The 22,737-nt window shown below is 58.7% G+C and carries 23 protein-coding genes and 1 other RNA gene; 15 read left to right on the top strand and 9 right to left on the bottom strand.

What is annotated here, in order from left to right; translation table 11 throughout:
* Positions 1 to 151: 151 nt before the first annotated feature.
* The 5 genes from rho (at position 152) to F8N44_RS00935 (ending at position 6,881) form a co-directional block, all read left to right on the top strand.
* Positions 152 to 1,411, top strand: a complete 1,260-nt coding sequence (rho, locus tag F8N44_RS00955) for a transcription termination factor Rho (RefSeq protein ID WP_003229334.1) — start codon at positions 152 to 154, stop codon at positions 1,409 to 1,411.
* 127 nt (positions 1,412 to 1,538) lie between these two features.
* Positions 1,539 to 3,500 (top strand): acyltransferase family protein, encoded by a 1,962-nt coding sequence (locus F8N44_RS00950; RefSeq protein ID WP_150648973.1) that lies wholly within the window; start codon positions 1,539 to 1,541, stop codon positions 3,498 to 3,500.
* A gap of 80 nt (positions 3,501 to 3,580) precedes the next feature.
* Complete coding sequence (gene ubiD / locus F8N44_RS00945; RefSeq protein WP_008081413.1) at positions 3,581 to 5,047, top strand: 4-hydroxy-3-polyprenylbenzoate decarboxylase; 1,467 nt, start codon at positions 3,581 to 3,583, stop codon at positions 5,045 to 5,047.
* Positions 5,047 to 6,015: a CDP-6-deoxy-delta-3,4-glucoseen reductase gene (locus F8N44_RS00940; RefSeq protein WP_016985911.1), complete on the top strand. Its 969-nt coding sequence runs from the start codon at positions 5,047 to 5,049 to the stop codon at positions 6,013 to 6,015. The genes ubiD and F8N44_RS00940 overlap by 1 nt, the downstream gene beginning before the upstream one ends.
* Before the next feature lie 197 nt (positions 6,016 to 6,212).
* A complete protein-coding gene (locus tag F8N44_RS00935) occupies positions 6,213 to 6,881 on the top strand; it encodes a gamma-glutamylcyclotransferase (protein WP_127930181.1) in 669 nt (222 codons plus the stop codon).
* Here F8N44_RS00935 and glpT read toward each other — a convergent pair.
* Positions 6,857 to 8,206, bottom strand: a complete 1,350-nt coding sequence (gene glpT / locus F8N44_RS00930) for a glycerol-3-phosphate transporter (RefSeq protein ID WP_007911178.1) — start codon at positions 8,204 to 8,206, stop codon at positions 6,857 to 6,859. The two genes, F8N44_RS00935 and glpT, sit on opposite strands and share 25 nt — an antisense overlap.
* A 223-nt stretch (positions 8,207 to 8,429) precedes the next feature.
* Here glpT and F8N44_RS00925 point away from each other — a divergent pair, with 223 nt between their 5' ends.
* Both F8N44_RS00925 and F8N44_RS00920 read left to right on the top strand, forming a co-directional pair.
* Positions 8,430 to 9,059: a flagellar basal body-associated protein FliL gene (locus tag F8N44_RS00925; RefSeq protein ID WP_150648972.1), complete on the top strand. Its 630-nt coding sequence runs from the start codon at positions 8,430 to 8,432 to the stop codon at positions 9,057 to 9,059.
* A 176-nt stretch (positions 9,060 to 9,235) separates the two neighbouring features.
* Entirely contained in the window at positions 9,236 to 9,850 is a 615-nt protein-coding gene (locus F8N44_RS00920; RefSeq protein WP_150649216.1) for an energy transducer TonB, read from the top strand.
* A 44-nt stretch (positions 9,851 to 9,894) separates the two neighbouring features.
* Here the strand turns inward: F8N44_RS00920 and F8N44_RS00915 are convergent, their stop codons facing one another.
* The 3 genes from F8N44_RS00915 to F8N44_RS00905 all read right to left on the bottom strand — a co-directional run bounded on the left by F8N44_RS00915 (position 9,895) and on the right by F8N44_RS00905 (position 13,577).
* The gene (locus tag F8N44_RS00915) at positions 9,895 to 10,170 is read right to left on the bottom strand and encodes a bacteriocin immunity protein (RefSeq protein ID WP_150648971.1); all 276 of its coding nucleotides are present in this window, start codon (positions 10,168 to 10,170) and stop codon (positions 9,895 to 9,897) included.
* Positions 10,167 to 12,422 carry an S-type pyocin domain-containing protein gene (locus F8N44_RS00910; protein ID WP_150648970.1) on the bottom strand — a complete coding sequence of 752 codons (2,256 nt, stop codon included), beginning with the start codon at positions 12,420 to 12,422 and terminating at the stop codon, positions 10,167 to 10,169. Before F8N44_RS00910 ends, F8N44_RS00915 begins: the two co-directional genes overlap by 4 nt.
* A gap of 177 nt (positions 12,423 to 12,599) precedes the next feature.
* Entirely contained in the window at positions 12,600 to 13,577 is a 978-nt protein-coding gene (locus F8N44_RS00905; RefSeq protein ID WP_150648969.1) for an NADPH:quinone oxidoreductase family protein, read from the bottom strand.
* A gap of 150 nt (positions 13,578 to 13,727) precedes the next feature.
* Here F8N44_RS00905 and F8N44_RS00900 point away from each other — a divergent pair, with 150 nt between their 5' ends.
* Positions 13,728 to 14,135 carry a flagellar basal body-associated protein FliL gene (locus tag F8N44_RS00900; RefSeq protein WP_026000663.1) on the top strand — a complete coding sequence of 136 codons (408 nt, stop codon included), beginning with the start codon at positions 13,728 to 13,730 and terminating at the stop codon, positions 14,133 to 14,135.
* 141 nt (positions 14,136 to 14,276) lie between these two features.
* Here the strand turns inward: F8N44_RS00900 and F8N44_RS00895 are convergent, their stop codons facing one another.
* On the bottom strand, positions 14,277 to 14,729 hold the full coding sequence (locus F8N44_RS00895) for an EVE domain-containing protein (protein WP_150648968.1): 453 nt from the start codon (positions 14,727 to 14,729) through the stop codon (positions 14,277 to 14,279).
* A gap of 198 nt (positions 14,730 to 14,927) precedes the next feature.
* Here F8N44_RS00895 and F8N44_RS31235 point away from each other — a divergent pair, with 198 nt between their 5' ends.
* Complete coding sequence (locus F8N44_RS31235; RefSeq protein ID WP_016985917.1) at positions 14,928 to 15,083, top strand: hypothetical protein; 156 nt, start codon at positions 14,928 to 14,930, stop codon at positions 15,081 to 15,083.
* Positions 15,084 to 15,119: 36 nt separating this feature from the next.
* On the opposite strand, the gene F8N44_RS00890 is transcribed toward F8N44_RS31235, so the two are convergent.
* The 4 genes from F8N44_RS00890 to F8N44_RS00875 all read right to left on the bottom strand — a co-directional run bounded on the left by F8N44_RS00890 (position 15,120) and on the right by F8N44_RS00875 (position 16,539).
* Positions 15,120 to 15,725: a 5-formyltetrahydrofolate cyclo-ligase gene (locus tag F8N44_RS00890; RefSeq protein ID WP_150648967.1), complete on the bottom strand. Its 606-nt coding sequence runs from the start codon at positions 15,723 to 15,725 to the stop codon at positions 15,120 to 15,122.
* An 81-nt stretch (positions 15,726 to 15,806) separates the two neighbouring features.
* Positions 15,807 to 15,985: non-coding RNA, 6S RNA (gene ssrS, locus F8N44_RS00885), on the bottom strand.
* 30 nt (positions 15,986 to 16,015) lie between these two features.
* Positions 16,016 to 16,333, bottom strand: coding sequence for a cell division protein ZapA (locus F8N44_RS00880; RefSeq protein WP_034151990.1), 318 nt, complete (start codon positions 16,331 to 16,333; stop codon positions 16,016 to 16,018).
* Entirely contained in the window at positions 16,330 to 16,539 is a 210-nt protein-coding gene (locus F8N44_RS00875) for a TIGR02449 family protein (protein WP_016985919.1), read from the bottom strand. Before F8N44_RS00875 ends, F8N44_RS00880 begins: the two co-directional genes overlap by 4 nt.
* A 118-nt stretch (positions 16,540 to 16,657) precedes the next feature.
* Between F8N44_RS00875 and F8N44_RS00870 the strand changes: the two genes are divergently transcribed.
* The 6 genes from F8N44_RS00870 (at position 16,658) to F8N44_RS00845 (ending at position 22,720) form a co-directional block, all read left to right on the top strand.
* Positions 16,658 to 17,218, top strand: a complete 561-nt coding sequence (locus tag F8N44_RS00870; RefSeq protein WP_016985920.1) for a YecA family protein — start codon at positions 16,658 to 16,660, stop codon at positions 17,216 to 17,218.
* Between the two features lie 27 nt (positions 17,219 to 17,245).
* Positions 17,246 to 18,580 (top strand): Xaa-Pro aminopeptidase, encoded by a 1,335-nt coding sequence (pepP, locus tag F8N44_RS00865; RefSeq protein WP_150648966.1) that lies wholly within the window; start codon positions 17,246 to 17,248, stop codon positions 18,578 to 18,580.
* Entirely contained in the window at positions 18,577 to 19,764 is a 1,188-nt protein-coding gene (gene ubiH, locus F8N44_RS00860) for a 2-octaprenyl-6-methoxyphenyl hydroxylase (protein ID WP_150648965.1), read from the top strand. Before pepP ends, ubiH begins: the two co-directional genes overlap by 4 nt.
* Positions 19,757 to 20,242 (top strand): DUF4442 domain-containing protein, encoded by a 486-nt coding sequence (locus F8N44_RS00855; protein ID WP_127930175.1) that lies wholly within the window; start codon positions 19,757 to 19,759, stop codon positions 20,240 to 20,242. The genes ubiH and F8N44_RS00855 overlap by 8 nt, the downstream gene beginning before the upstream one ends.
* A 9-nt stretch (positions 20,243 to 20,251) precedes the next feature.
* A complete protein-coding gene (locus F8N44_RS00850) occupies positions 20,252 to 21,469 on the top strand; it encodes a 2-octaprenyl-3-methyl-6-methoxy-1,4-benzoquinol hydroxylase (RefSeq protein WP_191630845.1) in 1,218 nt (405 codons plus the stop codon).
* 246 nt (positions 21,470 to 21,715) lie between these two features.
* Complete coding sequence (locus tag F8N44_RS00845) at positions 21,716 to 22,720, top strand: extracellular solute-binding protein (protein WP_150648963.1); 1,005 nt, start codon at positions 21,716 to 21,718, stop codon at positions 22,718 to 22,720.
* Positions 22,721 to 22,737 lie beyond the last annotated feature (17 nt).

Genomic DNA, 22,737 nt, shown 5'->3' with positions numbered 1-22,737 from the left:
CCGCACTGGTTTCTCCATTGCCCCCTGCTAGCCGTCGCCGACGCACTCCTTTTCGAATTAGTTCGCGATCCTGTCGCCTTCTCCGCGGCGCGGCCTCATTAAGCCAAAAGCTTAATTTCCCCCCCTCCATAAATGATTACGTCATTCCTATATGAATCTGACTGAACTCAAGCAAAAGCCGATTACCGAACTGCTCGAATTGGCCGAACAGATGGGCATAGAAAATATGGCCCGTTCGCGCAAGCAGGACGTGATTTTCTCCCTGCTGAAAAAGCACGCGAAAAGCGGCGAGGAAATCTCCGGTGATGGCGTGCTGGAGATTCTCCAGGACGGCTTCGGCTTCCTGCGCTCCGCTGACGCTTCCTACCTGGCCGGCCCGGACGATATCTACGTCTCGCCGAGCCAGATCCGCCGCTTCAACTTGCGCACCGGTGACACCATCGTTGGCAAGATCCGCCCTCCGAAGGAAGGCGAGCGGTATTTCGCCCTGCTCAAGGTCGACACGATCAACTTCGATCGTCCTGAGAACGCGAAAAACAAGATTCTCTTCGAGAACCTGACCCCGCTGTTCCCGACCGTGCGCATGAAGATGGAAGCCGGTAACGGTTCCACCGAAGACTTGACCGGTCGTGTGATCGACCTGTGCGCCCCGATCGGCAAAGGCCAGCGTGGTCTGATCGTCGCTCCGCCGAAAGCCGGTAAAACGATCATGCTGCAGAACATCGCCGCGAACATCGCCCGTAACAACCCTGAAGTTCACCTGATCGTGCTGCTGATCGACGAACGTCCGGAAGAAGTGACCGAAATGCAGCGCACCGTGCGCGGCGAAGTGGTTGCCTCGACCTTCGACGAGCCGCCGACCCGTCACGTCCAGGTGGCTGAAATGGTGATCGAGAAGGCCAAGCGCCTGGTCGAGCACAAGAAGGACGTGGTGATCCTGCTTGACTCCATCACCCGTCTGGCCCGTGCCTACAACACCGTGATCCCGAGCTCCGGCAAGGTATTGACCGGTGGTGTCGATGCCCACGCCCTCGAGAAGCCAAAGCGTTTCTTCGGTGCCGCGCGTAACATCGAAGAAGGCGGCTCGCTGACCATTATCGCCACCGCGCTGGTTGAAACCGGCTCGAAGATGGACGAAGTGATCTATGAAGAGTTCAAGGGTACCGGCAACATGGAACTGCCGCTGGACCGCAAGATTGCGGAAAAGCGCGTCTTCCCGGCCATCAACATCAACCGCTCCGGCACCCGCCGCGAAGAGTTGCTGACCGCCGACGACGAACTGCAGCGTATGTGGATCCTGCGCAAGCTGCTGCACCCGATGGATGAAGTGGCTGCCATCGAGTTCCTGGTCGACAAGCTGAAGACGACCAAGACCAACGACGAGTTCTTCTTGTCGATGAAGCGCAAGTAATACACGCGCTGTAAAAAAGAACGCTCCCGAAAGGGGGCGTTTTTTTTTGTGTCCGTAACAAATAACTTTCGTAACGCGCTACTGTCCTTGTCTGGAGCGGTTTGTACCTACAAGGATAAGAAAGGTTATGCACACGTTTGGCAATCGCCGTGATATCGACGGATTACGGGCACTGGCGGTCATCCCCGTCGTGCTGTTTCATTTCGGCTTCAATACATTCAGCGGCGGCTTTGTCGGCGTCGATGTTTTCTTCGTCATTTCCGGCTTCCTGATCACCTCAATCCTTTTCCGTGAAATCAGCGCCCAGCGCTTCAGTTTCCTCGACTTCTGGGGGCGTCGCGCCCGGCGCATCCTGCCGGCGTTGACCGTGGTTGTGGTGGTGACGCTGGCATTAGGCTGGCTGTTGCTGACGGCCAAAGATCTGGCTGAGCTGGGACGGACGATTCGTTACCAGTCGCTGTTCATTTCCAACATCCTGTTCATGCGCGAAGACGGTTACTTCGAGCCCGCCTCGGAGCTCAAGCCGTTGCTGCATACCTGGTCGCTGGCGGTGGAGGAGCAGTACTACATCTTCTTCCCGCTGATGATGGTGCTGATGATGCGCTACGTCCGTCATTGGCGCTGGATGTTGTTCGCCGTGCTGCTGGTGTCGTTCGGCTTGAACATCATCTACATCGAGCGCCGGCCGGAGTTTGCCTTTTTTGCGTTGCCGACCCGCGCGTGGGAACTGCTCTGCGGGGCCATGCTGGCGGTCGTACCTGTGCCCAAACATGTCGCGCGGCCGTGGCTGCGTGAGTCCGTTGGCCTGGCAGGGTTGGCGGCGGTGCTGTTTGCCGTGTTTACCTACGACAAAACCACCGTGTTCCCGGGCTGGGCGGCGCTGTTGCCGGTATTGGGGACGACGGCGTTGATCTGGTCAGGCGCACAGGGCCCAACGTGGGCCGGCCGGTTGTTGAGTATCCCGGTTCTGGTGTGGATCGGCCTGCTGTCCTATTCGCTGTACCTGTGGCATTGGCCGGTTTACGTGTATGCCAATGCGATCTCCATCGACGGCATCCAGCCGCTGGAGGCGCTCGGCTGGATGGCCCTGGCGTTGGCGCTGGCCTGGCTGAGCCTGCGATACATCGAGCTGCCGTTTCGCGAGAAACGTGTGTTCGCCAGTCGTAATTCGGTGTTGGTCGGCGGTTTGGTGTCGATCACGGTTCTGGCGGTCACCGGCTCGGTGATTCGCTCGGCAGACGGTGTTCCGCAGCGTCTGACCGGCAAGGCGCTGGAATATGCGCAGTCGCGCGAGTGGAACGCCGGGCAGTCGAAGTGCATGCACTTGAGTACCGACAAGGCACTGACCAAATCCTGCCTTGTGGGCGGTGATCAACATATTACGGCGACCAAAATGTTCTGGGGCGACAGTCACGCCGCTGCATTGTTGCCTGCCATCGAAGGCAATGCCGGGCGCAACGTGCAGCCGGTGTGGTTGTACAGCCTGACGGGTTGCCCGCCGATCATCGATGACAGCCTGCGCCCGCAGTGCAAGGACTTCAACCAGCGCAACATGGACCGCGTCACCAGTCTGGGGATCAAGGACGTGGTGCTGGCGGCGAACTGGAGCCTGTACGTGTATGGCCGCGAAGACGGCGACGGGGATCGGCAATTCCTGCTTGATCGCAAGGACAACCCGCGCCAGGCAGAGCAGCGCATGGCCGTCGCCCTCAAGGCGCAAGTGGCCGAGCTGCGTGAGGCGGGTGTGCAAGTCTGGCTGTTCAAGGAGGTGCCGCTGCAGCACAAGAGCTTCATCGATCGTCTGACCAGTCTGGCGCGCATCGGCCGTTCGGCAGAAGGGCTCGGTCGTCCGCTCAATGAGCACTTGGCTCGCCAGCAGTTTTTCACGTCGTTGTTCGGTTCGATGAGCGCCGCTGATTCCGGCATTCATGTGATCGATCCGACGCCGCTGATGTGCAAGGATGGCTTGTGCGCCATCGATGTCGACGGCCACTCGCAGTACAAGGATGCCGATCATCTTTCGGACGTTGGCAGCGCCAGACTGAGCCCGTTGTTTGCGCCATTGATGCTGGGCACCAGCGACAATTGATTGATGCCAGGCTCTGACGGGCTGCTGTTTGCCCGTCAGAGCAGGTAGGATGTACGCCTATTTTGAGGGTGCCATCGTCAATGAAATTCAAGGATCTTCGGGATTTCGTGCAGCAGCTTGAGCAGCGCGGAGAGTTGAAACGCATCCAGATTCCCGTCTCGCCGGTGCTGGAAATGACCGAGGTGTGCGACCGCACGCTGCGGGCCAAGGGCCCGGCGCTGCTGTTCGAAAAGCCGACTGGCTACGATATCCCGGTGCTCGGCAACCTGTTCGGAACCCCCGAGCGGGTGGCCATGGGCATGGGCGCCGAGTCGGTCAGCGAGCTGCGCGAAATCGGCAAGCTGTTGGCGTTCCTCAAGGAGCCCGAGCCGCCGAAGGGCTTGAAAGATGCGTGGTCGAAGCTGCCGATCTTCCGCAAGATCATTTCGATGGCGCCGAAAGTCGTCAAAGACGCGGTGTGCCAGGAAGTGGTCATCGAAGGCGACGACGTCGACCTCGCGATGCTGCCGGTGCAGACCTGCTGGCCCGGCGACGTTGGTCCGCTGATCACCTGGGGCCTGACCGTCACCAAAGGCCCGAACAAGGAACGCCAGAACCTCGGCATCTACCGTCAGCAAGTGATCGGCCGCAACAAGGTGATCATGCGTTGGCTCAGCCACCGTGGCGGCGCCCTCGACTTCCGCGAGTGGTGCGAGAAGCACCCGGGTCAGCCGTTCCCGGTGTCCGTGGCTCTGGGCGCAGATCCGGCGACCATCCTTGGCGCCGTGACGCCGGTGCCGGACAGTCTTTCCGAATACGCCTTTGCCGGTCTGTTGCGCGGCAACCGCACCGAACTGGTCAAGTGCCGTGGCAATGACCTGCAAGTGCCGGCGACTGCCGAAATCATCCTCGAAGGCGTGATCCATCCGGGCGAAATGGCGGACGAAGGCCCGTACGGCGACCACACCGGTTATTACAACGAAGTCGACAGCTTCCCGGTGTTCACCGTCGAGCGCATCACCCACCGAATCAAACCGATCTACCACAGCACCTACACCGGCCGTCCGCCGGATGAGCCGGCGATCCTCGGCGTGGCGCTGAACGAAGTGTTCGTGCCGATCCTGCAGAAGCAGTTCCCGGAAATCACCGACTTCTACCTGCCGCCGGAAGGCTGTTCGTACCGCATGGCCATCGTGACCATGAAGAAGTCGTATCCGGGGCATGCCAAGCGCGTGATGCTCGGTGTCTGGTCGTTTTTGCGACAGTTCATGTACACCAAGTTCGTTATCGTCACCGACGACGATATCAACGCCCGCGACTGGAACGACGTGATCTGGGCCATCACCACGCGCATGGACCCCAAGCGCGATACGGTGATGATCGATAACACGCCGATCGACTACCTCGACTTCGCCTCGCCGATCTCCGGCCTGGGTTCGAAAATGGGCCTCGATGCCACCCACAAGTGGCCGGGCGAAACCACTCGCGAGTGGGGTCGCGTGATCGTCAAGGACGACGCCGTCACCCAACGGATCGATGCCATCTGGAATCAGTTAGGAATAGATTGATGCGTGTAACCCTGCAGCCCTCCGGAGCAGTGCTCGAGATACAGCCCGGTGAGCGGATTCTCGATGGCGCGCGGCGCCTGGGCTACGAATGCCCGCAAAGCTGCCGCAACGGCAATTGTCATGTGTGTGCGGCGCTGCTGGTTGAAGGTCGCGTTGCGCAGGACGGCAAGGTGCACGACCACGGCGAGTTCTACACTTGCATAGCCGAGCCGCTGGAAGACTGCATCCTGCTGTGGGATGGCGTGCTCGCGCTGGGAGAACTGCCGGTGCGCAGCCTGTCGTGTCAGGTCATCGAATGCCGCGATGTGGGGGGCGACACCTGGCGCGTGCGTCTGCGTGCGCCGGCCGGCAAGCCACCGCGCTATCACGCCGGGCAGTATTTGATGATCGAGCGCGAGAACGGCGAGAAGTCGGCGTTCTCCATGGCCTCGGCGCCGCACGGCGGGCGTGACCTGGAAATCCATGTGCTGGCGCGCGAAGCCAGTGCACTGAGCCTGATCGAACAGCTGCAGCGCAATGCGATGGTGCGCGTCGAATTGCCGTTCGGCGATACGCACCTGGCCGAGCTGCCCGATGGGCCACTGGTGCTGGTCGCTGCTGGCACCGGTATGGGCCAGATTCACGCCTTGATCGAGCACTGCCGCGCCAACGGCTTCAAACATCCGGTGCATCTGTACTGGGGCGTGCGTCGTCCGGAAGATTTCTATGAGATCGAGCACTGGGACGAATGGCTGAAGTTGCCCAATCTGTTCCTGCATAAAGTCGTTAGCGATCAATGCGGCTGGGAGGGGCGCTGCGGCATGCTGCACGAGGCGGTGTGTGAAGACTTCCCTGACCTGAAACCGCTGCACGTCTATGCCAGCGGCTCGCCGGCCATGGTCTACGGCACGCTGGACGCATTGGTCGAAGCCGGGATGGACGCCCATCAAATGCGTGCGGACGTGTTCGCTTACGCTCCCCGCTCCTGAATCCGTTATAACTCCCTATATAGCCGATCGGTATTTATGTAATTGCATAAATACCGCTAGGTTATATATCAATCAGGCAATCAATTAAGAACTGTGCCATGGCACTCAAATTGCCTTAAAACATATGTGCCTTATTGTTACAGCGGTGCGTTCTATTAAGTAATTCTTCACCCGCGGGGAGCTGAACGCTATTCGCCATGAGCGCCATTGAAAACGCTTTTCTGAATTTGAATTACCCTCCGCGGCTCGATCTTGGGCCGCAGCTGACGCACGAACAACTTCTCGCTTCCATGCAATCGACCATGGCGCGCCACAAGGGCGGGCCGGTGTGGCTGTTCGCCTATGGTTCGCTGATCTGGCGGCCGGAGTGTTCGGCAGTGGAGCGGGTGCGCGGACGCGTGCATGGCTACCATCGCGGCTTGTACCTGTGGTCGCACGAGCACCGCGGTACGCCGGAAATGCCCGGTCTGGTATTTGGTCTGGATCGTGGCGGTTCGTGCAGCGGCTTCGCCTATCGCTTGCCGGAAGACAATCTCGATGCGGCGCTGTACGCCTTGTGGAAACGCGAGATGCCGGTGCCATCCTATCGGCCACACTGGCTCAACTGCCGGCTCGAAGACGGCACTCAGGTGCAAGCGTTGGGATTCGTTCTGGAGCGACACCTGCCCAGCTATGCCGGCAACTTGCCGGATCATGTGCTGAGCCAGGTGTTCGAGAGCGCCAGCGGGCGTTACGGCACTACTCGCGATTATGTCGAGCAGACCGCACACGCCCTGCGCAGCCACGCCATGCCAGACCGCAATCTGGAGGCGCGGCTCAAGCGCTGTAAATCACAGTCGGATCAAGCGACCGCTTCACGGCTCTGACTGGCAACTTGCTTGTGCCACAGCGTCGGGGCCAGGAAGGCCATCGACAGCAGGCAAGCGCCGACCAGCAGGACAAAACCACCGTCCCAGCCGAAATGGTCAACGGTGTAGCCCATCGCCGCACTGGCCGCGACCGAGCCACCGAGATAACCGAACAAGCCAGTGAAGCCCGCAGCGGTGCCAGCGGCTTTCTTCGGCGCCAGTTCCAGTGCCTGCAGGCCGATCAGCATCACCGGGCCGTAGATCAGGAAGCCGATCGAGAACAGCGCGATCATGTCGACGGTCGGGTTGCCGGCCGGATTCAGCCAGTAAACCAGCGTCGCGACAGTCACCAGCGCCATGAACACCATGCCGGTCAGGCCACGGTTGCCACGGAAGATCTTGTCCGACATCCAGCCGCACAGCAGCGTGCCCGGAATCCCCGCCCACTCGTAGAAGAAATAGGCCCACGAGGTTTTATCGACGGTGAAACCCTTGGCTTCCTTCAGGTAGGTCGGCGCCCAGTCCAGCACGCCGTAGCGCAGCAGGTAGACGAAGACGTTGGCCATGGCGATGTACCAGAGCATTTTGTTGCGCAGCACATATTTGACGAAGATTTCCTTGGCGCTGAATTCGTCTTCGTGGCTGGCGTCGTAGCCTTCCGGGTAATCGTTCTTGTACTTCTCGATCGGCGGCAGGCCGACCGATTGCGGGGTGTCACGCATGGTGATGAAGGCGAATACCGCCACGCCCAGCGCTACCGCTGCCGGAACATAAAACGCCGCGTGCCAGTCGTTGAACAGACCCATGCCGAGCAGGAACAGCGGGCCGATCAGGCCGCCACCGACGTTATGCGCCACGTTCCACACCGACACCACGCCGCCGCGTTCCTTCTGCGACCACCAGTGCACCATGGTCCGGCCACTCGGCGGCCAACCCATGCCCTGGGCCCAGCCGTTGATGAACAGCAGGATGAACATCATGGTCACACTGGACGTTGCCCAAGGTGCGAAACCGAAAATGAACATCACCCCGGCCGACACCAGCAGGCCGAACGGCAGGAAGTAACGCGGGTTGGAACGGTCGGACACCAGGCCCATGAGGAACTTCGACAAGCCATACGCGATGGCGATCGCCGACATCGCCAGACCCAGATCACCGCGGCTGTAGCCTTCGTCGATCAGGTACGGCATGGCCAGGGAGAAGTTTTTGCGCAGCAGGTAATAACCCGCGTAGCCAAAGAAAATACCGGCGAAAATCTGCCAGCGCAGGCGTCGGTACGTGCTGTCTATTTTTTCTTCAGGCAATGGAGCCTGATGTGCGGCAGGACGAAAGAAAGCAAACATTCAAGAGCTCCAGATTTCTTGTTTTGACTGCGGATGCGAATGTTACAGTTTCGTTACCGAAAATAGCACCGGTTCGCATCGACCAAACAGCGGAAAATGTTGGAAGTCGCGCGTTCCTTTACGAACCTGTCGCTCAGCTGTAAGAACAGGGCGTTTTTGTCGCTCTATGAAGGTGGTGTCTTAGACTCACGCTCAGTGAATTAACTGATCGCAGAGATAAACGATGGCTCCGAATGTGCGCAGGTTATTGCCGAGGTTGTTGATGGTGGCCGTCGTCACCGTTTCGGTGCTGGTGCTGAGTTTCGCCCACGGAGCTGGCGCATCGGGACTGCGCAATACCACCGTACTGATCGTCCGCCATGCGGAAAAACCTGACGTGGGTCGAGAGCTCAACGCGCAGGGCCAGCAACGCGCCGCCGCGTACGCCGACTATTTCACCCCGCTGAAACTGGGTGACGAAACACTCACCCCGCAACGCCTGATCGCCACCGCTGACAGCGCGCAAAGCATCCGCCCCCGGCAAACGCTGATCCCACTGTCACAACGCCTGCAACTGCCCATCGAACAGCCGTTCGCCAATAACGACGTCGACCAACTGGTCAAGCAACTGCGCGCCAGCAATCAGGCGAAAACCGTGCTGATCGCCTGGCACCACGGCCACATCAATAAACTGATTGCCGCTTTCGGCGGCGATGGCCCGGCGCTGATCGGCCAGCCCAAGTGGCCGGTGGATGTTTATGACTGGCTGATTGTTCTGCGCTTCGATGACAAGGGGCAGTTAATCCAGTCGCGTAGCGAGAAGATTCAGGAGCATCTGATGCCGGGCGACATTGCGGACGCAAGTGGCGGCTAAACGTCCGTCAGAAAAGTTACCGGCGATCCTTCGTGCAGATTTTTTACCCAATTTACCGTTGGCAATTAGGAAATGTCCTGCGCCTAAAGGCGAAGCTGCGCCATTCAGTTAGAAGCCATTGCTCCGTAACCTTTGTGCTGTTGCCGGAAGAGGCTTTCAGTTGCGAAGGGGGGATCATGCGGTGGGCTTTTGTAATGTGTCTGTTGTGGGTCGATGGGTGGGTGCACGCATCCGAAGTTTTTTTGATACCTGAAAATAATCCGAAACCGACTTACCCTCTGGCTCTGTTCAGGGCGGGAGTCACCGGGGAGGTGCAGATCAGCTTCATTGCCCACGCCGATGGCTCGATCAGCAAGATCAATATTCTTAGCAGTGACCATCCGCAATTATCTGAAGCGGTCAGAGTCGCCGTTGCCCAGTGGCGCTTCAAGCCTTGGGCGATAGAGGGTGATAAACCCGCTGAAAAGACCATTATCGCGCCCATGGTGTTCAGGCTTGATCTGGATCAACCCATCCACGTCAACCAACAACTCAAAGCGTTGAAATGCCGCACCATCAACGAGAATCTCGCAAACATTGCCGAATATTCGTGGATCGATACAACGGTGTTCGTGCACACCCGGGCCTACCTTTCCAATATCTTCCACAAGTCTCAGCTACCGGATGAGCAGCGACTGGCGATGATTGCCAAATTGAACAAGCGCATTCCGGTTATTGTGCGAGGGTGCCGGGATAGCCCTTCGCGTAAGTATGTGAGTCTTTTGCCTTCGGAGATTCGTGATTTGTTTTGACCTTGATGCGAAACAGCGCCACTGTGTGGCGCTGTTTCGTCGCATTACTCTGGTTTAAAGCCGGATTTTCCGTTTGCTTTGCGCCATTCTTTGATTTCTTTTACGACTCCTGCGGGACTGTCTTCGCGGTCGGGTGTCGGGCGAAATATAACGGCGCGCTTTTTCGGGTGCTCAGTTATTTTTTCAAAATGAAGTGCGAGATTGCTTGTGTATGCACTTAGTGCGTCGCCGGTAAGTCCATTTGTATCTTCAAAAAATTCCGTCACAAAAAGCAGGAATTCAGCTTCGGTATAGTCTTCAAATTTATCTTTTAATTTCATGGCTTTATACCGTTCTTGTGCAGTTCTATATGCGCGCTAGGGGTTATTACAGTTAAATTGTCAATGTTATAAACTTCGCCGCCGTCTTTGATATGTTCTATGTGGTGAATTTCGTATTTGTCCCTTCGGCCAACAGAGTCTACCTCGTCAGTGCTGGGAGCCGCACCGTTCGTTAATAACTTGAGATCAGCTTTGCTGAATTGCTTGGAAAGTTTCGGATCAGCAGCGACCGAGCGCCAGAATTTCTCTCTGAATCTGTCAAAACTCCTGAAATCTTGACCACGCAACTGATCGGCAATCTGTGTAGGGACTGGGGAGCCATTTGGTTGTGTCGCGCCGGCCAACCAATTTTCGCCGACTTCTTGCCCCTTGCCTGTAGCCGTCCCCGGCTCATACCGAGGGCCACCACGAGTGGCCATCATGTAGATGGATTCGATCCCCGACTCTATCGGAAACTCCAGAATGTAATCATCCGGATCATCATGGCTACATGCAGGATGCTCATCCAGCCGGGCATCAACTTGTGTAACTCGAGCGCCAGGGTAAATCCGGATTGGGGATTGCGTGATCGGCAATTCGGTGCTGCTGGAGTTGGCAATCCCGGGAGGAGATTTCGGTGTCCAGGTCAGTGTGATCGGCACCAAACCTTCTGTCGTGAAGGTGTATTGATTTGTCGTGGAGTCCAGAACTGCCTGCCGAACTCTTACCGGAAAACTGTAATCAGTTGACTCAAGAATAAGCTGTGTATGGTCTCCTCGAATGGACGACGTCACGCGTCTGCTAATTCCATAGAGGGTTGCGGGGCGACCTATGCGCTCGTGGTTTTTGTCAGGGTCTAGTTGCGCAAGCGGGATGGTGAGGACTATAGGGTTGCGCTGAATCTCACCATTTCCCAATGATGGTGAGTAGAAAACCAACGCAAGAAATGTGCTTATAGGGCCACTTGTGATCGCTGTGCGTAAGCTGTTTAGAGTACTCAGCGCATTATTGAGAGAAAATGGCGACCCCTCAAACCCGGCAATCAGTCCGTCTGTGGTGCTAACCAGTGGTCGAACAGCGATGATTGCGCCGCTAGCTGGGGGTATTTGTACAATTTCGATCTTGTGTTTCAGACGAATTAACGTCTTGATTTCGTTCTGAACGTTATTCAAAGCGTTCCAGCGGTTTTCCTTTCCCGGTGCCCGGTAAAAACCTCCGACCGCGTTCTCGGCTTTGGACACTTCGAGGTATTTGGCTCGGAGCCCTTGGTATCGGTCTTTCATCCACAGCAGCTTCTCGTCGATATCCTCTGGCCGGTTCTGAGTGAATTGGTTCAGCATCGAGTCAAAGTCAGCGGCAACCTTTGACGCTACCTCTATTTTTTTTCGCCGCTCGGCCTGTTTTTTCGCTTCACGCTTTCTCACTCGCTCTTTTGCTTTCTTTTTTTCCGCTTCCCACAGTGCTTCTTCCCTCGCTTCGTGTTCAGCCTGCGCAATCTGTGCCGCGATTCTGGCTGCATACTCAGCATCGGCTTTTGCTTTCGCAGTCTGCGCCGCGATGCTGGCCGCGTACTCAGCATCGGCCTTTGCTTTCGCAATCTGCGTTGCGACTCTCGCCGCATGCTCGGCCTCGGCTTTTGCTCTCAAAGCCAGAGCTGCGGCTTGCGCTTGTCGTTCTGCTTCCTGACGAGCAAGTGCACTCATATAAGCAGCACCAAGCTGATGAGACCGCTCATTCAATAAACGGATGGACTCGGAATAAAGTTTCGCCGTATAGCCGGCGGAGTAGGCTCTTACCCAATGTTGGTAAGTCTCACCCGGGCGGCGGTCCTGTTGGAGATAACTATTGAACGCGTTTATATATTCTTTTTCGGATTTATTGTGCGGGTCACTACCATAAAACGAGTTTGCTTCTGCCAGGCTATTTTGTAAAAGCTGAGACTTTTGTTGTGTCAGCCTGTCGATGATTACCTTGTCATGCGCGATACTTGCTGGATCTGTTGTGAGGATTGTCGTCGAGCGAATAGCGCCAGAGTTTGAGATCTCCATCTGGATCTGATCAGGAAGGTTGATCAGTTTTTGCTGGTAGTCGCTGTCTATTGGCGCTCGTTGTTTTAAAGAATCTCTGGCTGCGGTTGGTCTTAAGGTGTTGTTGCGTGCTCTTGCATCATATCCGCCACCATCATTGGTTGTAGAGTAGGTCTGTTTCTCGTTTGCTATGACGTGAGTTGTGGGTAAGTCTAAGTGGCCCGGACGCCAGTTTTGATCGCTCATACAGTTACTCCTTGTGTCTGTATGGCATCAAGTTATCGATATTTGCCGAAATGACTGCGGTATATAGTTACCGCCAAATTAATAAAGAGTGTTGCAAGGGGCGTCGAATTTGCTGTGCGCATAAAAAAGCCAGAGCTACCCAGTCGGATAGCTCTGGCTTTGTGACGAGGCAGTTACTCAGCGCACTTGCACCACCACCTTGCCCACAGCCTTGCGCTGGCCAAGATCATTGATCGCCTGCGCCGCATTGCTCAGTGGATACACCTGCGACACCAGCGGTTTCAACTTGCCCTCGGCGAACCAGCCGAACAACTGCTGGAAGTTCGCCGCGTTGTCCTGCGGCTGGCGCTGGGCGAAGGAACCCCAGAACACGCCGAGCACTGCCGCGCCTTTGAGCAGGGCGAGGTTGACCGGCAGTTCCGGGATGCGTCCGCTGGCGAAGCCAACCACCAGCAGGCGACCATTCCAGGCGATGGCGCGAATGGCTTGATCGAACAGGTCACCGCCGACCGGGTCGTAAATCACATCGGCGCCCTGGCCGTCGGTGAGGCGTTTGATTTCGTCTTTGAGGCTGGTTTCGCTGTAGTTGATCAACTCATCGGCGCCGGCAGCCTTGGCCACCGCGAGTTTCTCGGCACTGCTGGCGGCAGCAATCACGCGGGCACCCATGGCTTTACCGATTTCCACGGCAGCCAGGCCGACACCGCCGGAAGCACCAAGCACTAGGAGGGTTTCGCCTGCTTGCAGGTTGGCGCGCTGCTTGAGCGCATGCATCGAGGTGCCGTAGGTCATGCTGAAGGCGGCGGCGGTGTTGAAGTCCATCGACGGCGGAATCGGCAGCACGTTACAGCCCGGCACCGCGACCTGTTCGGCGAAACTGCCCCAGCCGGTCAGGGCCATGACCCGGTCACCCACCTTGAGGTGACTGACTTTTTCGCCGACTTCGCGCACTACGCCTGCCGCTTCACCACCGGGCGAGAACGGGAAGGGCGGCTTGAATTGGTACTTGCCCTCGATGATCAGCGTGTCCGGGAAGTTGACCCCGGCGGCGTGCACGTCCAGCAGGATTTCATTCTTCTTCAGGGCGGGGCTGGCGACGTCTTCCAGCACCAGCGATTCGGCAGGGCCGAAGGCTTTGCACAGCACGGCTTTCATCAGGGCTATTCCTTTGGGAGTGATGGCCGATAAGTGTAGGTGTGTCAGTCAACCGGTCAACGAGCATGCCCGGCCCTGATAGTCAGCCATAAGCTTGTGCTTGCGCGGCGGGTCGTTATGCTAGGCCGCAAACCGGATAAGGAGCGAATTGTGAAAGCGTGGATCATGTTGTTGTTGGCCCTGTCTCTGCCTGTGGCAGCGCTGGCCGAAGAAGCCAAAGAAGGCGAGGCGCCGAAGGTAAGCTACATCACCCTGAGCCCGCCGTTCGTGGGCAACTACGGGCTGGACGGCACACCGAAGCTCAAGGTCTACAAGGCCGATGTGGCGCTGCGTGTGACCGGCGAAGAGGCGAGCAAACTGGTCAAGGCCAACGAGCCGCTGATCCGCAATCAGCTGGTGGCGCTGTTTACGCAGCAGACCACCGAGGCGATGGGCAGCATCGAAGGTAAAGAGAAGCTGCGTCAGGAAGCGTTGAAGCAGACCCAGCAAGTGATGAATGACGAGACCGGCAAGCCGGTGGTTGAAGATCTGCTGTTTAACAACCTGATCATTCAGTAAGTCATTTGTTGTCCGGGCGGGCCTCTTCGCGAGCAGGCCCGCTCCCACAGGGTTATTCGGTGAATGCAAAAATGTGCATCACCACAAATCCACTGTGGGAGCGAGCCTGCTCGCGAAAGCGATTTATCAGGCGCAAATGAATCAGGGTTTGAGCGCTATGACAGCAGTCCACTGCTCCAGCGTCACCGGCATCACCGACAATCTCGAACCCTTCTGCACCAACGGCATCTCGGCCAACGCGGTCTGCTGCTTCAGATAATCCAGCTTCAACACCCGGGCAAACGTCTCGACGTGTTCAACGTCAATCGCACTCCACGCGTTCTTCTCCCGCGTAGCCTTCGGATCAAAGTAATGACTCTCCGGCTCCAGTGCGGTGGGATCCGGGTACGCCGCCTCGATTATCTTGCCGATTCCGGCAATTCCCGGCTCCGGGCAGCTGGAGTGATAGAAAAAGAACTCATCGCCTACTGCCATCGAGCGCAGAAAATTGCGCGCCTGATAGTTGCGAACCCCGTCCCAGCGCGCTGTGCCGAGTTTTTCCAGACCTTTGATCGAGAGTTCGTCGGGCTCGGACTTCATCAGCCAATAGGCCATGGTTTTTTGCTCCTGAAGCGGTCATTGGGCAGGTTGTCGGGCAATTTTATGACAAACCGACAGTCGGTTGACGTCAGCGTTTGCGCGCAGGTTCACGTTGTCGCAAAATGCCCGCCTTTAAAGCTTGACGCTGCTGCACGGCCTACGAACGGAAACCGCTGCTGTCATCGTGATGATGTGCCTTGAGGGGGGCAATCGATGAAACGCAAACCGGATTTGCTATGGACTTTGGTCATTTTGTTTGGTCTGGGCGTTGTGACCACCGGTTACGCGCAGAGCCTGTGGTCGAACAAGGCAGACGCGCCGATTGAAGTCGCGCAACAAGTACAACAGTCGACAGCCTTCAAGCGCTGACACTGGTTTTTCGACGCCGCTGATCTGCGCGGCGTCCTATCCTGCGAAATACCACGCCTTGTCGCTGACCGTGCCTTGTAACGGTACATCCCAACTCGCCTGCGCCAAGCGTTCGACCTTCTGACATTCATGGGCCAGGCCCAGCAGCGTCGGCTTGCGCCAGCTTTTGCGCCGCGCCAGATACGCCAGGCTGCGATCGTAGAAGCCGCCGCCCATCCCCAGTCGCCCTCCAACATCGTCAAAACCCACCAGTGGCAACAACACCAGATCCAGCGCCCAGACCTTGCGTTGCTGCGCCAGATTGGCGCTCGGCTCGAGAATGCGGAAGCGATTGGGTTTGAGTTTTTCGCCGGGACGAATGCGCTGGAAAACCATCTTGGTTCGCGGCCAGGCGCTGAGCACCGGCAGGTATGTTGCTTTGCCCCGACGCTGTGCTTCACGCAGCAACAGACGCGGATCGATTTCACCGTCGGTGGGCAGGTACAGAGAGATATGTTTGGCCCGGCGAAAATGCGGGTCTTGCGCCAATTGCCGGTACAAGCCTTTGGCGGCCTGGCGTTGCTCGCTTTTGCTCAGTGAGCGGCGTGCCTTGCGCAGCAGGCGGCGGAGTTGCGGGCGGGGCAGCAGCGCGGGTTCGGTCATGGTTCGGCTTCGGCAGGATGGATGCAAAAACGTACGCATAAAAAATCCGATGGCGGTTTTCACCGACATCGGATTCGAATCAGGCTCCCCGGATGAACCGCTGTCAACTTAGCCCTTGAACCCGAAAGTTCAAGGTGGAAGATGCAGTAGACTTTAAGGCTTTCCGTCTAGCGGACATGCACACCAGCCCAACGTGCAACTTCCAGGGTAGTGCGAATCGGCTCAGGGACATCGTCAACTGGCAAGCACCCCAGGGAGTGCCGCGAGTATACCGCAAGCGGCCGGTTGAATCAGCCCTTGGTGGTGTTCTGATCGTCGGCGAGGACCAAATCGACACGATCGAGCAAGTCACGCACCTGTTCACGGGTCGAACCGCTGGCCTGGATATCCGGGCGCTCTTCTTTGTGCAAGAGGTCATGGGTGATGTTCAGCGCGGCCATCACAGCAATGCGATCGGCACCGATGACTTTGCCGCTGCTGCGGATTTCGCGCATCTTGCCATCGAGGTAGCGGGCGGCGCTGACCAGATTGCTGCGTTCTTCCTGCGGGCAGATGATCGAATACTCTTTATCGAGGATCTGCACGGTGACGCTATTGCTTGAACTCATGAGTCTTGCTCCAGGGCCTTGAGGCGCGAAATCATCGATTCGACCTTACGCCGGGCGATTTCGTTTTTTTCAATGAGGTGAGCGCGTTCCTCGCGCCAGGTTTTTTCCTGAGCTAGTAAGAGTGCGTTTTGACTCTTTAGTTGCTCGACTCGGCCAATCAGCAGTTCGAGTCTGGCCATCAGCGCTTGCAGGTCGTTGTCTTCCATTGGTTTCACTGTCTGATGGGTTAGCTGGCGGACAGCCTTTAATAGTCTTGGCGAGTCTGTCGATGTAGGATACAAGGCCTTCATTCTAGACATAGCGCCGTCTGGCGCCTAGCTGCCCATGACCATTGCGAATTCCCCGTACCAAGCCTTTGCCACCCTGCTGACCTCCAGCGGCCACAACGTCTCGCCTGCCGAACTGCACGGCGTGCTGCTCGGGCGCAGTTGCGCCGGTGCCGGCTTCGATAACGAAGGCTGGTTGATCGACGCCGCCGAACTGCTCGAAGGCGACATCCAGGACAACGTCCGCAACGCCCTGATCGGCCTGCAAGAGATGGTCAAAGGCGAGCTGACCGGCGACGACGTCACTGTCGTTCTGCTGCTGCCGACCGATGACGCCCCGCTGGCCGATCGCGCCGCTGCACTGGGCGAGTGGTGCCAGGGCTTCCTCAGCGGTTTCGGCCTGAACTGCCGCGACAGCAGCATGCTCAGCACTGAAGCCACCGAAGTGCTGCAGGATCTGGCTGCCATTTCCCAGGTGCAAGACGCCCTCGAAGAATCCGAAGACGGCGAGACCGACTACATGGAAGTCATGGAGTACCTGCGCGTTGCGCCGCTGCTGCTGTTCTCGGAAACCAAGAAAACCGACGTGCCGCCAGCCGCCAAGCCGTCGCTGCATTAATCGCGTGCCAGGGAAAGCCATCTGCCCATGACCCATATCCCGAAAGCGGAATACAGCCGTCGCCGCAAGGCCCTGATGGCGCAGATGGAACCCAACAGCATCGCGATCCTGCCGGCCGCCGCGGTCGCTATTCGCAACCGCGACGTCGAGCATGTCTACCGTCAGGACAGTGATTTCCAGTACCTCAGCGGGTTTCCCGAGCCGCAGGCTGTCATTCTCCTGATGCCCGGCCGTGAGCATGGCGAGTACGTGCTGTTCTGCCGTGAGCGCAATGCCGAACGCGAATTGTGGGACGGCCTGCGCGCAGGGCAGGAAGGCGCGATCCGCGACTTCGGCGCCGACGACGCCTTCCCGATTACCGACATCGACGACATCCTCCCGGGCCTGATCGAAGGCCGTGACCGGGTGTATTCGGCGATGGGCAGCAACCCCGAATTTGATCGTCACCTGATGGACTGGATCAACGTGATCCGCTCTAAAGCGCACCTTGGCGCCCAGCCGCCGAACGAATTCGTTGCCCTGGATCATCTGCTGCACGACATGCGCCTGTATAAATCGGCGGCAGAAGTGAAGGTGATGCGCGAAGCCGCACGGATTTCGGCGCAAGCCCACATCCGCGCGATGCAGGCCAGTCGTGCCGGGCTCCACGAGTACAGCCTCGAAGCCGAACTCGACTACGAATTCCGCAAGGGCGGGGCGAAGATGCCGGCCTACGGTTCGATCGTCGCCGCCGGGCGCAACAGCTGCATCCTGCATTACCAGCAGAATGACGCGGTGCTCAAGGACGGTGACCTGGTGTTGATCGACGCCGGTTGCGAGATCGACTGCTATGCCAGCGACATTACCCGCACCTGGCCGGTCAACGGCAAGTTTTCACCCGAGCAGAAAGCGATCTACGAGTTGGTGCTAGCCTCGCAGGAAGCCGCATTCGCCGAAATCGCCCCGAACAAGCACTGGAATCAGGCGCACGAAGCCACGGTTCGAGTGATTACCACGGGGCTGGTGAAGCTTGGATTGCTGCAGGGCGAGGTCGACGAGTTGATCGCCAGCGAAGCCTACAAAGCTTTTTACATGCACCGCGCCGGTCACTGGCTGGGCATGGATGTGCATGACGTTGGCGAGTACAAGGTCGGCGGCGAATGGCGCGTGCTGGAGGTCGGCATGGCGCTGACCGTGGAACCGGGCATCTACATCGCCCCGGACAATCAGAGCGTCGCGAAGAAATGGCGCGGCATTGGCGTGCGCATCGAGGACGACGTGGTCGTGACCAAAACCGGTTGTGAAATCCTCACCAGCGGCGTGCCGAAAACCGTCGCTGAAATCGAAGCGCTGATGGCGCAAGCAAGGACACACGCGGCATGAGTCGAGTCAATCTGGCAATCATCGGTGGCGGTCTGGTCGGCGCCAGTCTGGCGTTGGCCTTGCAGGCCGGGGCCAAGGCGCGTGGCTGGAAGATCGTGCTGATCGAGCCGTTCGCTCCCGGCGACAGCTGGCAGCCGAGCTACGACGCACGCTCGTCGGCGCTGTCCTTCGGTTCGCGGCAGATTTATCAACGCTTGGGCGTGTGGCAGGAAATCTCCCGCCGTGCCGAGCCGATCAAACAGATTCACGTCTCCGACCGTGGGCGTTTCTCCACCGCGCGTTTGTCAGCGATGGAAGAGGGTGTGCCAGCGCTCGGTTATGTGGTGGAAAACGCCTGGCTCGGCCAGTGCCTGTGGCAGCACATCGATAAAGACGTGATCAGCTGGCGCTGCCCGGCGGAAGTCACGCGCATGGAACCGCTGCCCGACGGCTATCGCCTGACCCTCAACGATGAGACCACGCTCGAATGCGACCTTGCAGTGCTCGCCGATGGCGGTCGCTCCGGTCTGCGCGAGCAGTTGGGTATCAACGTGCGCAAGCGTCCGTACAACCAGAGCGCGCTGATCGCCAACATCACCCCGAGCGAAGCGCACAATGGCATGGCCTTCGAACGCTTCACCGACGAAGGGCCGATGGCGCTGCTGCCACTGCCGGAAAACCGCTGTGCTCTGGTCTGGACCCGTTTGGGCATGGACGCGCAGCGTCTGGCCGATTTGAGCGAGCGCGATTTCCTCAGCGAATTGCAGGGCGTGTTCGGATATCGCCTCGGCACGTTGAAACAGGTTGGCGCGCGGCATCTTTATCCGCTGACGCTGGTCGAGGCCGAAGAGCAGGTGCGCTCGCATCTGGCCGTGCTCGGCAATGCGGCGCACAGCCTGCACCCGATTGCCGGCCAGGGTTTCAACCTGTCGCTGCGGGATGCCGATGCCTTGGCCGCTGCATTGCTGGCGAGTGACATACCTTTGGGCGACTTCGCCACATTGCAGGCTTATCGCGAGCGTCAGCGTCTCGATCAGGATCTCACCGTCGGTTTCTCCGATCAGGTCACGCGCCTGTTCGGCAGCACGCAGCCGCTGGTTTCGCTGGGCCGTAATATCGGCCTGCTCGGCCTTGATCTGCTGCCACCGGCCAAGCGCTGGTTTGCCCGTCAGGCCATGGGCTTGGGAACGCGTCCGGATGCTTAAGTGGCTGACCGCTAAATTCGGCAAGGCGCGGTTGATGCGCTGGGTCATGACGTTCTACCCGCCGTACCTCGGCGCCGGGGTGCGGGTTCGGCACATCAGCGATGATTTCCGCGACGTCCAGGTGTCGATGGGGCTGGGCTGGTACAACCGCAACTACGTCGGCACACAGTTTGGCGGCAGCCTGTATTCGATGGTCGATCCGTTCTTCATGTTGATGCTCATGGAAAACCTCGGCTCGCGTTACATCGTCTGGGACAAGGCTGCCGACATCGATTTCATCGCGCCGGGCAAAGGCCCGGTGTTCGCTCGTTTCAATATCGACGAGACCTTGCTCGCCGAGATTCGCCGGCAGACCGCCAATGGCGAGAAATACCTGCCGCAGTTGCAGGTCGACATTCATGACGGCGCCGGCAATCTGGTGGCGCGGGTCGGTAAAACCCTTTACGTGCGGCTCAAGCCGCAAGCGAGACAGGCTTAAAGCATGGAAATGCGCGCAGATCTGCTGATTGTCGGGGCCGGAATGGTCGGCAGCGCTTTGGCGCTGGCGTTGCAGGACAGCGGGCTCGAAGTCCTCCTGCTTGACGGCAGCCCGTTGAGCGTCAAACCGTTCGACGCCCAAGCCGCGTTTGAGCCGCGAGTGAGCGCCTTGTCGGCCGCCAGTCAGCGAATCCTCGAACGCCTTGGCGTGTGGGAAGGCATCGCCAAACGCCGTAGCAGCCCGTACACCGACATGCACGTGTGGGACGGCAGCGGCACCGGGCAGATCCATTTCTCGGCGAGCAGTGTGCACGCCGAGGTGCTTGGCCATATCGTCGAGAACCGTGTGGTGCAGGACGCCTTGCTCGATCGCTTGCACGATTGTGATCTGGGCATGCTGGCCAATGCGCGGCTGGAACAGATGCGCCGCTCGGGCGATGACTGGCTGCTGACGCTGGCCGATGGTCGTCAGTTGCGCGCGCCGCTGGTGATTGCCGCTGACGGTGCGAACTCGGCGGTTCGCCGTTTGACCGGGGTGGCTACTCGCGAGTGGGATTATCTGCATCACGCCATCGTCACCAGTGTGCGCAGCAGTAAACCGCACCAGATGACCGCGTGGCAGCGTTTTACCGATCACGGGCCGTTGGCGTTTCTGCCGCTGGAACGCGACGGGCAGCAGGATTGGTGCTCGATCGTCTGGTCGACCACGCCGAGCGAAGCCGAGCGCTTGATGGCGCTGGATGAAGCGGATTTCTGCCGGGAGCTGGAACGCGCTTTTGAAGGTCGTCTGGGCGAAGTGATCAGTGCTGATCCGCGCCTGTGCGTGCCACTGCGTCAGCGTCATGCCAAGCGTTACGTGGCCGAAGGCCTGGCGCTGATCGGCGATGCGGCGCACACCATTCACCCGTTGGCGGGGCAGGGTGTGAACCTTGGCTTCCTCGATGCGGCGGTGTTGGCCGAAGTGCTGTTGCAGGCGGCGGAGCGCGGTGAGCGTCTGGCCGATGTGAAAGTGCTGAGCCGTTACGAGCGTCGGCGCATGCCGCATAACCTCGCATTGATGGCGGCGATGGAGGGCTTTGAGCGGTTGTTCCAGGCCGACCCGTTGCCGGTGCGCTGGTTGCGTAATGCCGGGTTGAAGCTGGTGGAGCAGATGCCGGAGGCGAAGGCGCTGTTTGTGCGTGAGGCTCTTGGCTTGACCGGGGACCTTCCAGCCCTCGCCAAACCCTGACCTCTTCATTAAGGCTGATGGCCCCTTCGCGAGCAAGCTCGCTCCCACAGTGGTCGGTGTGAAACATCAATTTTGTGAACACCTCGAACTCTGTGGGAGCGAGCTTGCTCGCGAAGGCGTCAGAACCGACACCACAAATTTCAGGCTGTGCAACATCTGGTAACTCCTTCAAAAAGAGTTCGATTGAGGTGGTAAATGTGAGTCCTTATCATTTGGCCCACATTTCCCGACCGAGAGACCACTCCCATGTTGGCACCCAAGCGTCTTCTGACCGCACTGGCCCTGACCCTGATCGGTAGCACCACGGCCCAGGCCGCTGATGAGGTGGTGGTTTACTCGTCGCGCATCGATGAACTGATCAAACCGGTCTTCGATGCCTACACCGCCAAGACCGGGGTGAAGATCAAGTTCATCACCGACAAGGAAGCGCCGCTGATGCAGCGCATCAAGGCCGAAGGTGAAAACGCCACCGCCGACCTGCTGCTCACCGTTGACGCCGGCAACCTCTGGCAGGCCGAGCAGATGGGCATTCTGCAACCGTTCACCTCGAAAACCATCGACGCCAACATTCCCCTGCAATATCGCTCGTCGACTCACGCCTGGACCGGCCTGAGCCTGCGTGCGCGGACCATCGCCTACTCCACCGAACGGGTGAAACCGGGCGAACTGACCACCTACGAAGCACTGGCGGACAAGAACTGGGAAGGGCGCCTGTGCCTGCGTACGGCGAAGAAGGTCTACAACCAGTCGCTGACCGCAACCATGATCGAAGTCCATGGCGCCGAAAAGACCGAGAAGATCCTTAAGGGCTGGGTCAACAACTTGTCCACCGACGTGTTCTCCGATGACGTTGCGGTGCTCGAAGCGATCAATGCCGGGCAGTGCGACGTTGGCATCGTCAACACGTACTACTACGGTCGCCTGCACAAGCAGAAGCCGGAGTTGCCGGTAAAACTGTTCTGGCCGAATCAGGCCGATCGCGGTGTGCACGTGAACCTGTCGGGCATTGGCCTGACCAAACATGCGCCGCACCCGGAAGCGGCCAAGGCTTTGGTTGAGTGGATGACCACGCCTGAGGCGCAGAAGATTTTCGCTGACGTGAACCAAGAGTTCCCGGCCAACCCGGCGGTGGCGCCTTCGGCAGAAGTGGCGGCGTGGGGCAAGTTCATCGCAGATACCTTGCCGGTGGAAGTGGCGGGCAAGCGTCAGGCCGAGGCGATCCGCATGATGGATCGGGCGGGCTGGAACTGAATCGTTTCGAAAGATTT

This window comes from Pseudomonas fluorescens (genome assembly GCF_902497745.1).
GTDB lineage: Bacteria > Pseudomonadota > Gammaproteobacteria > Pseudomonadales > Pseudomonadaceae > Aquipseudomonas > Aquipseudomonas fluorescens_BM.
This window is presented reverse-complemented; position numbering and strand designations above follow the sequence as displayed.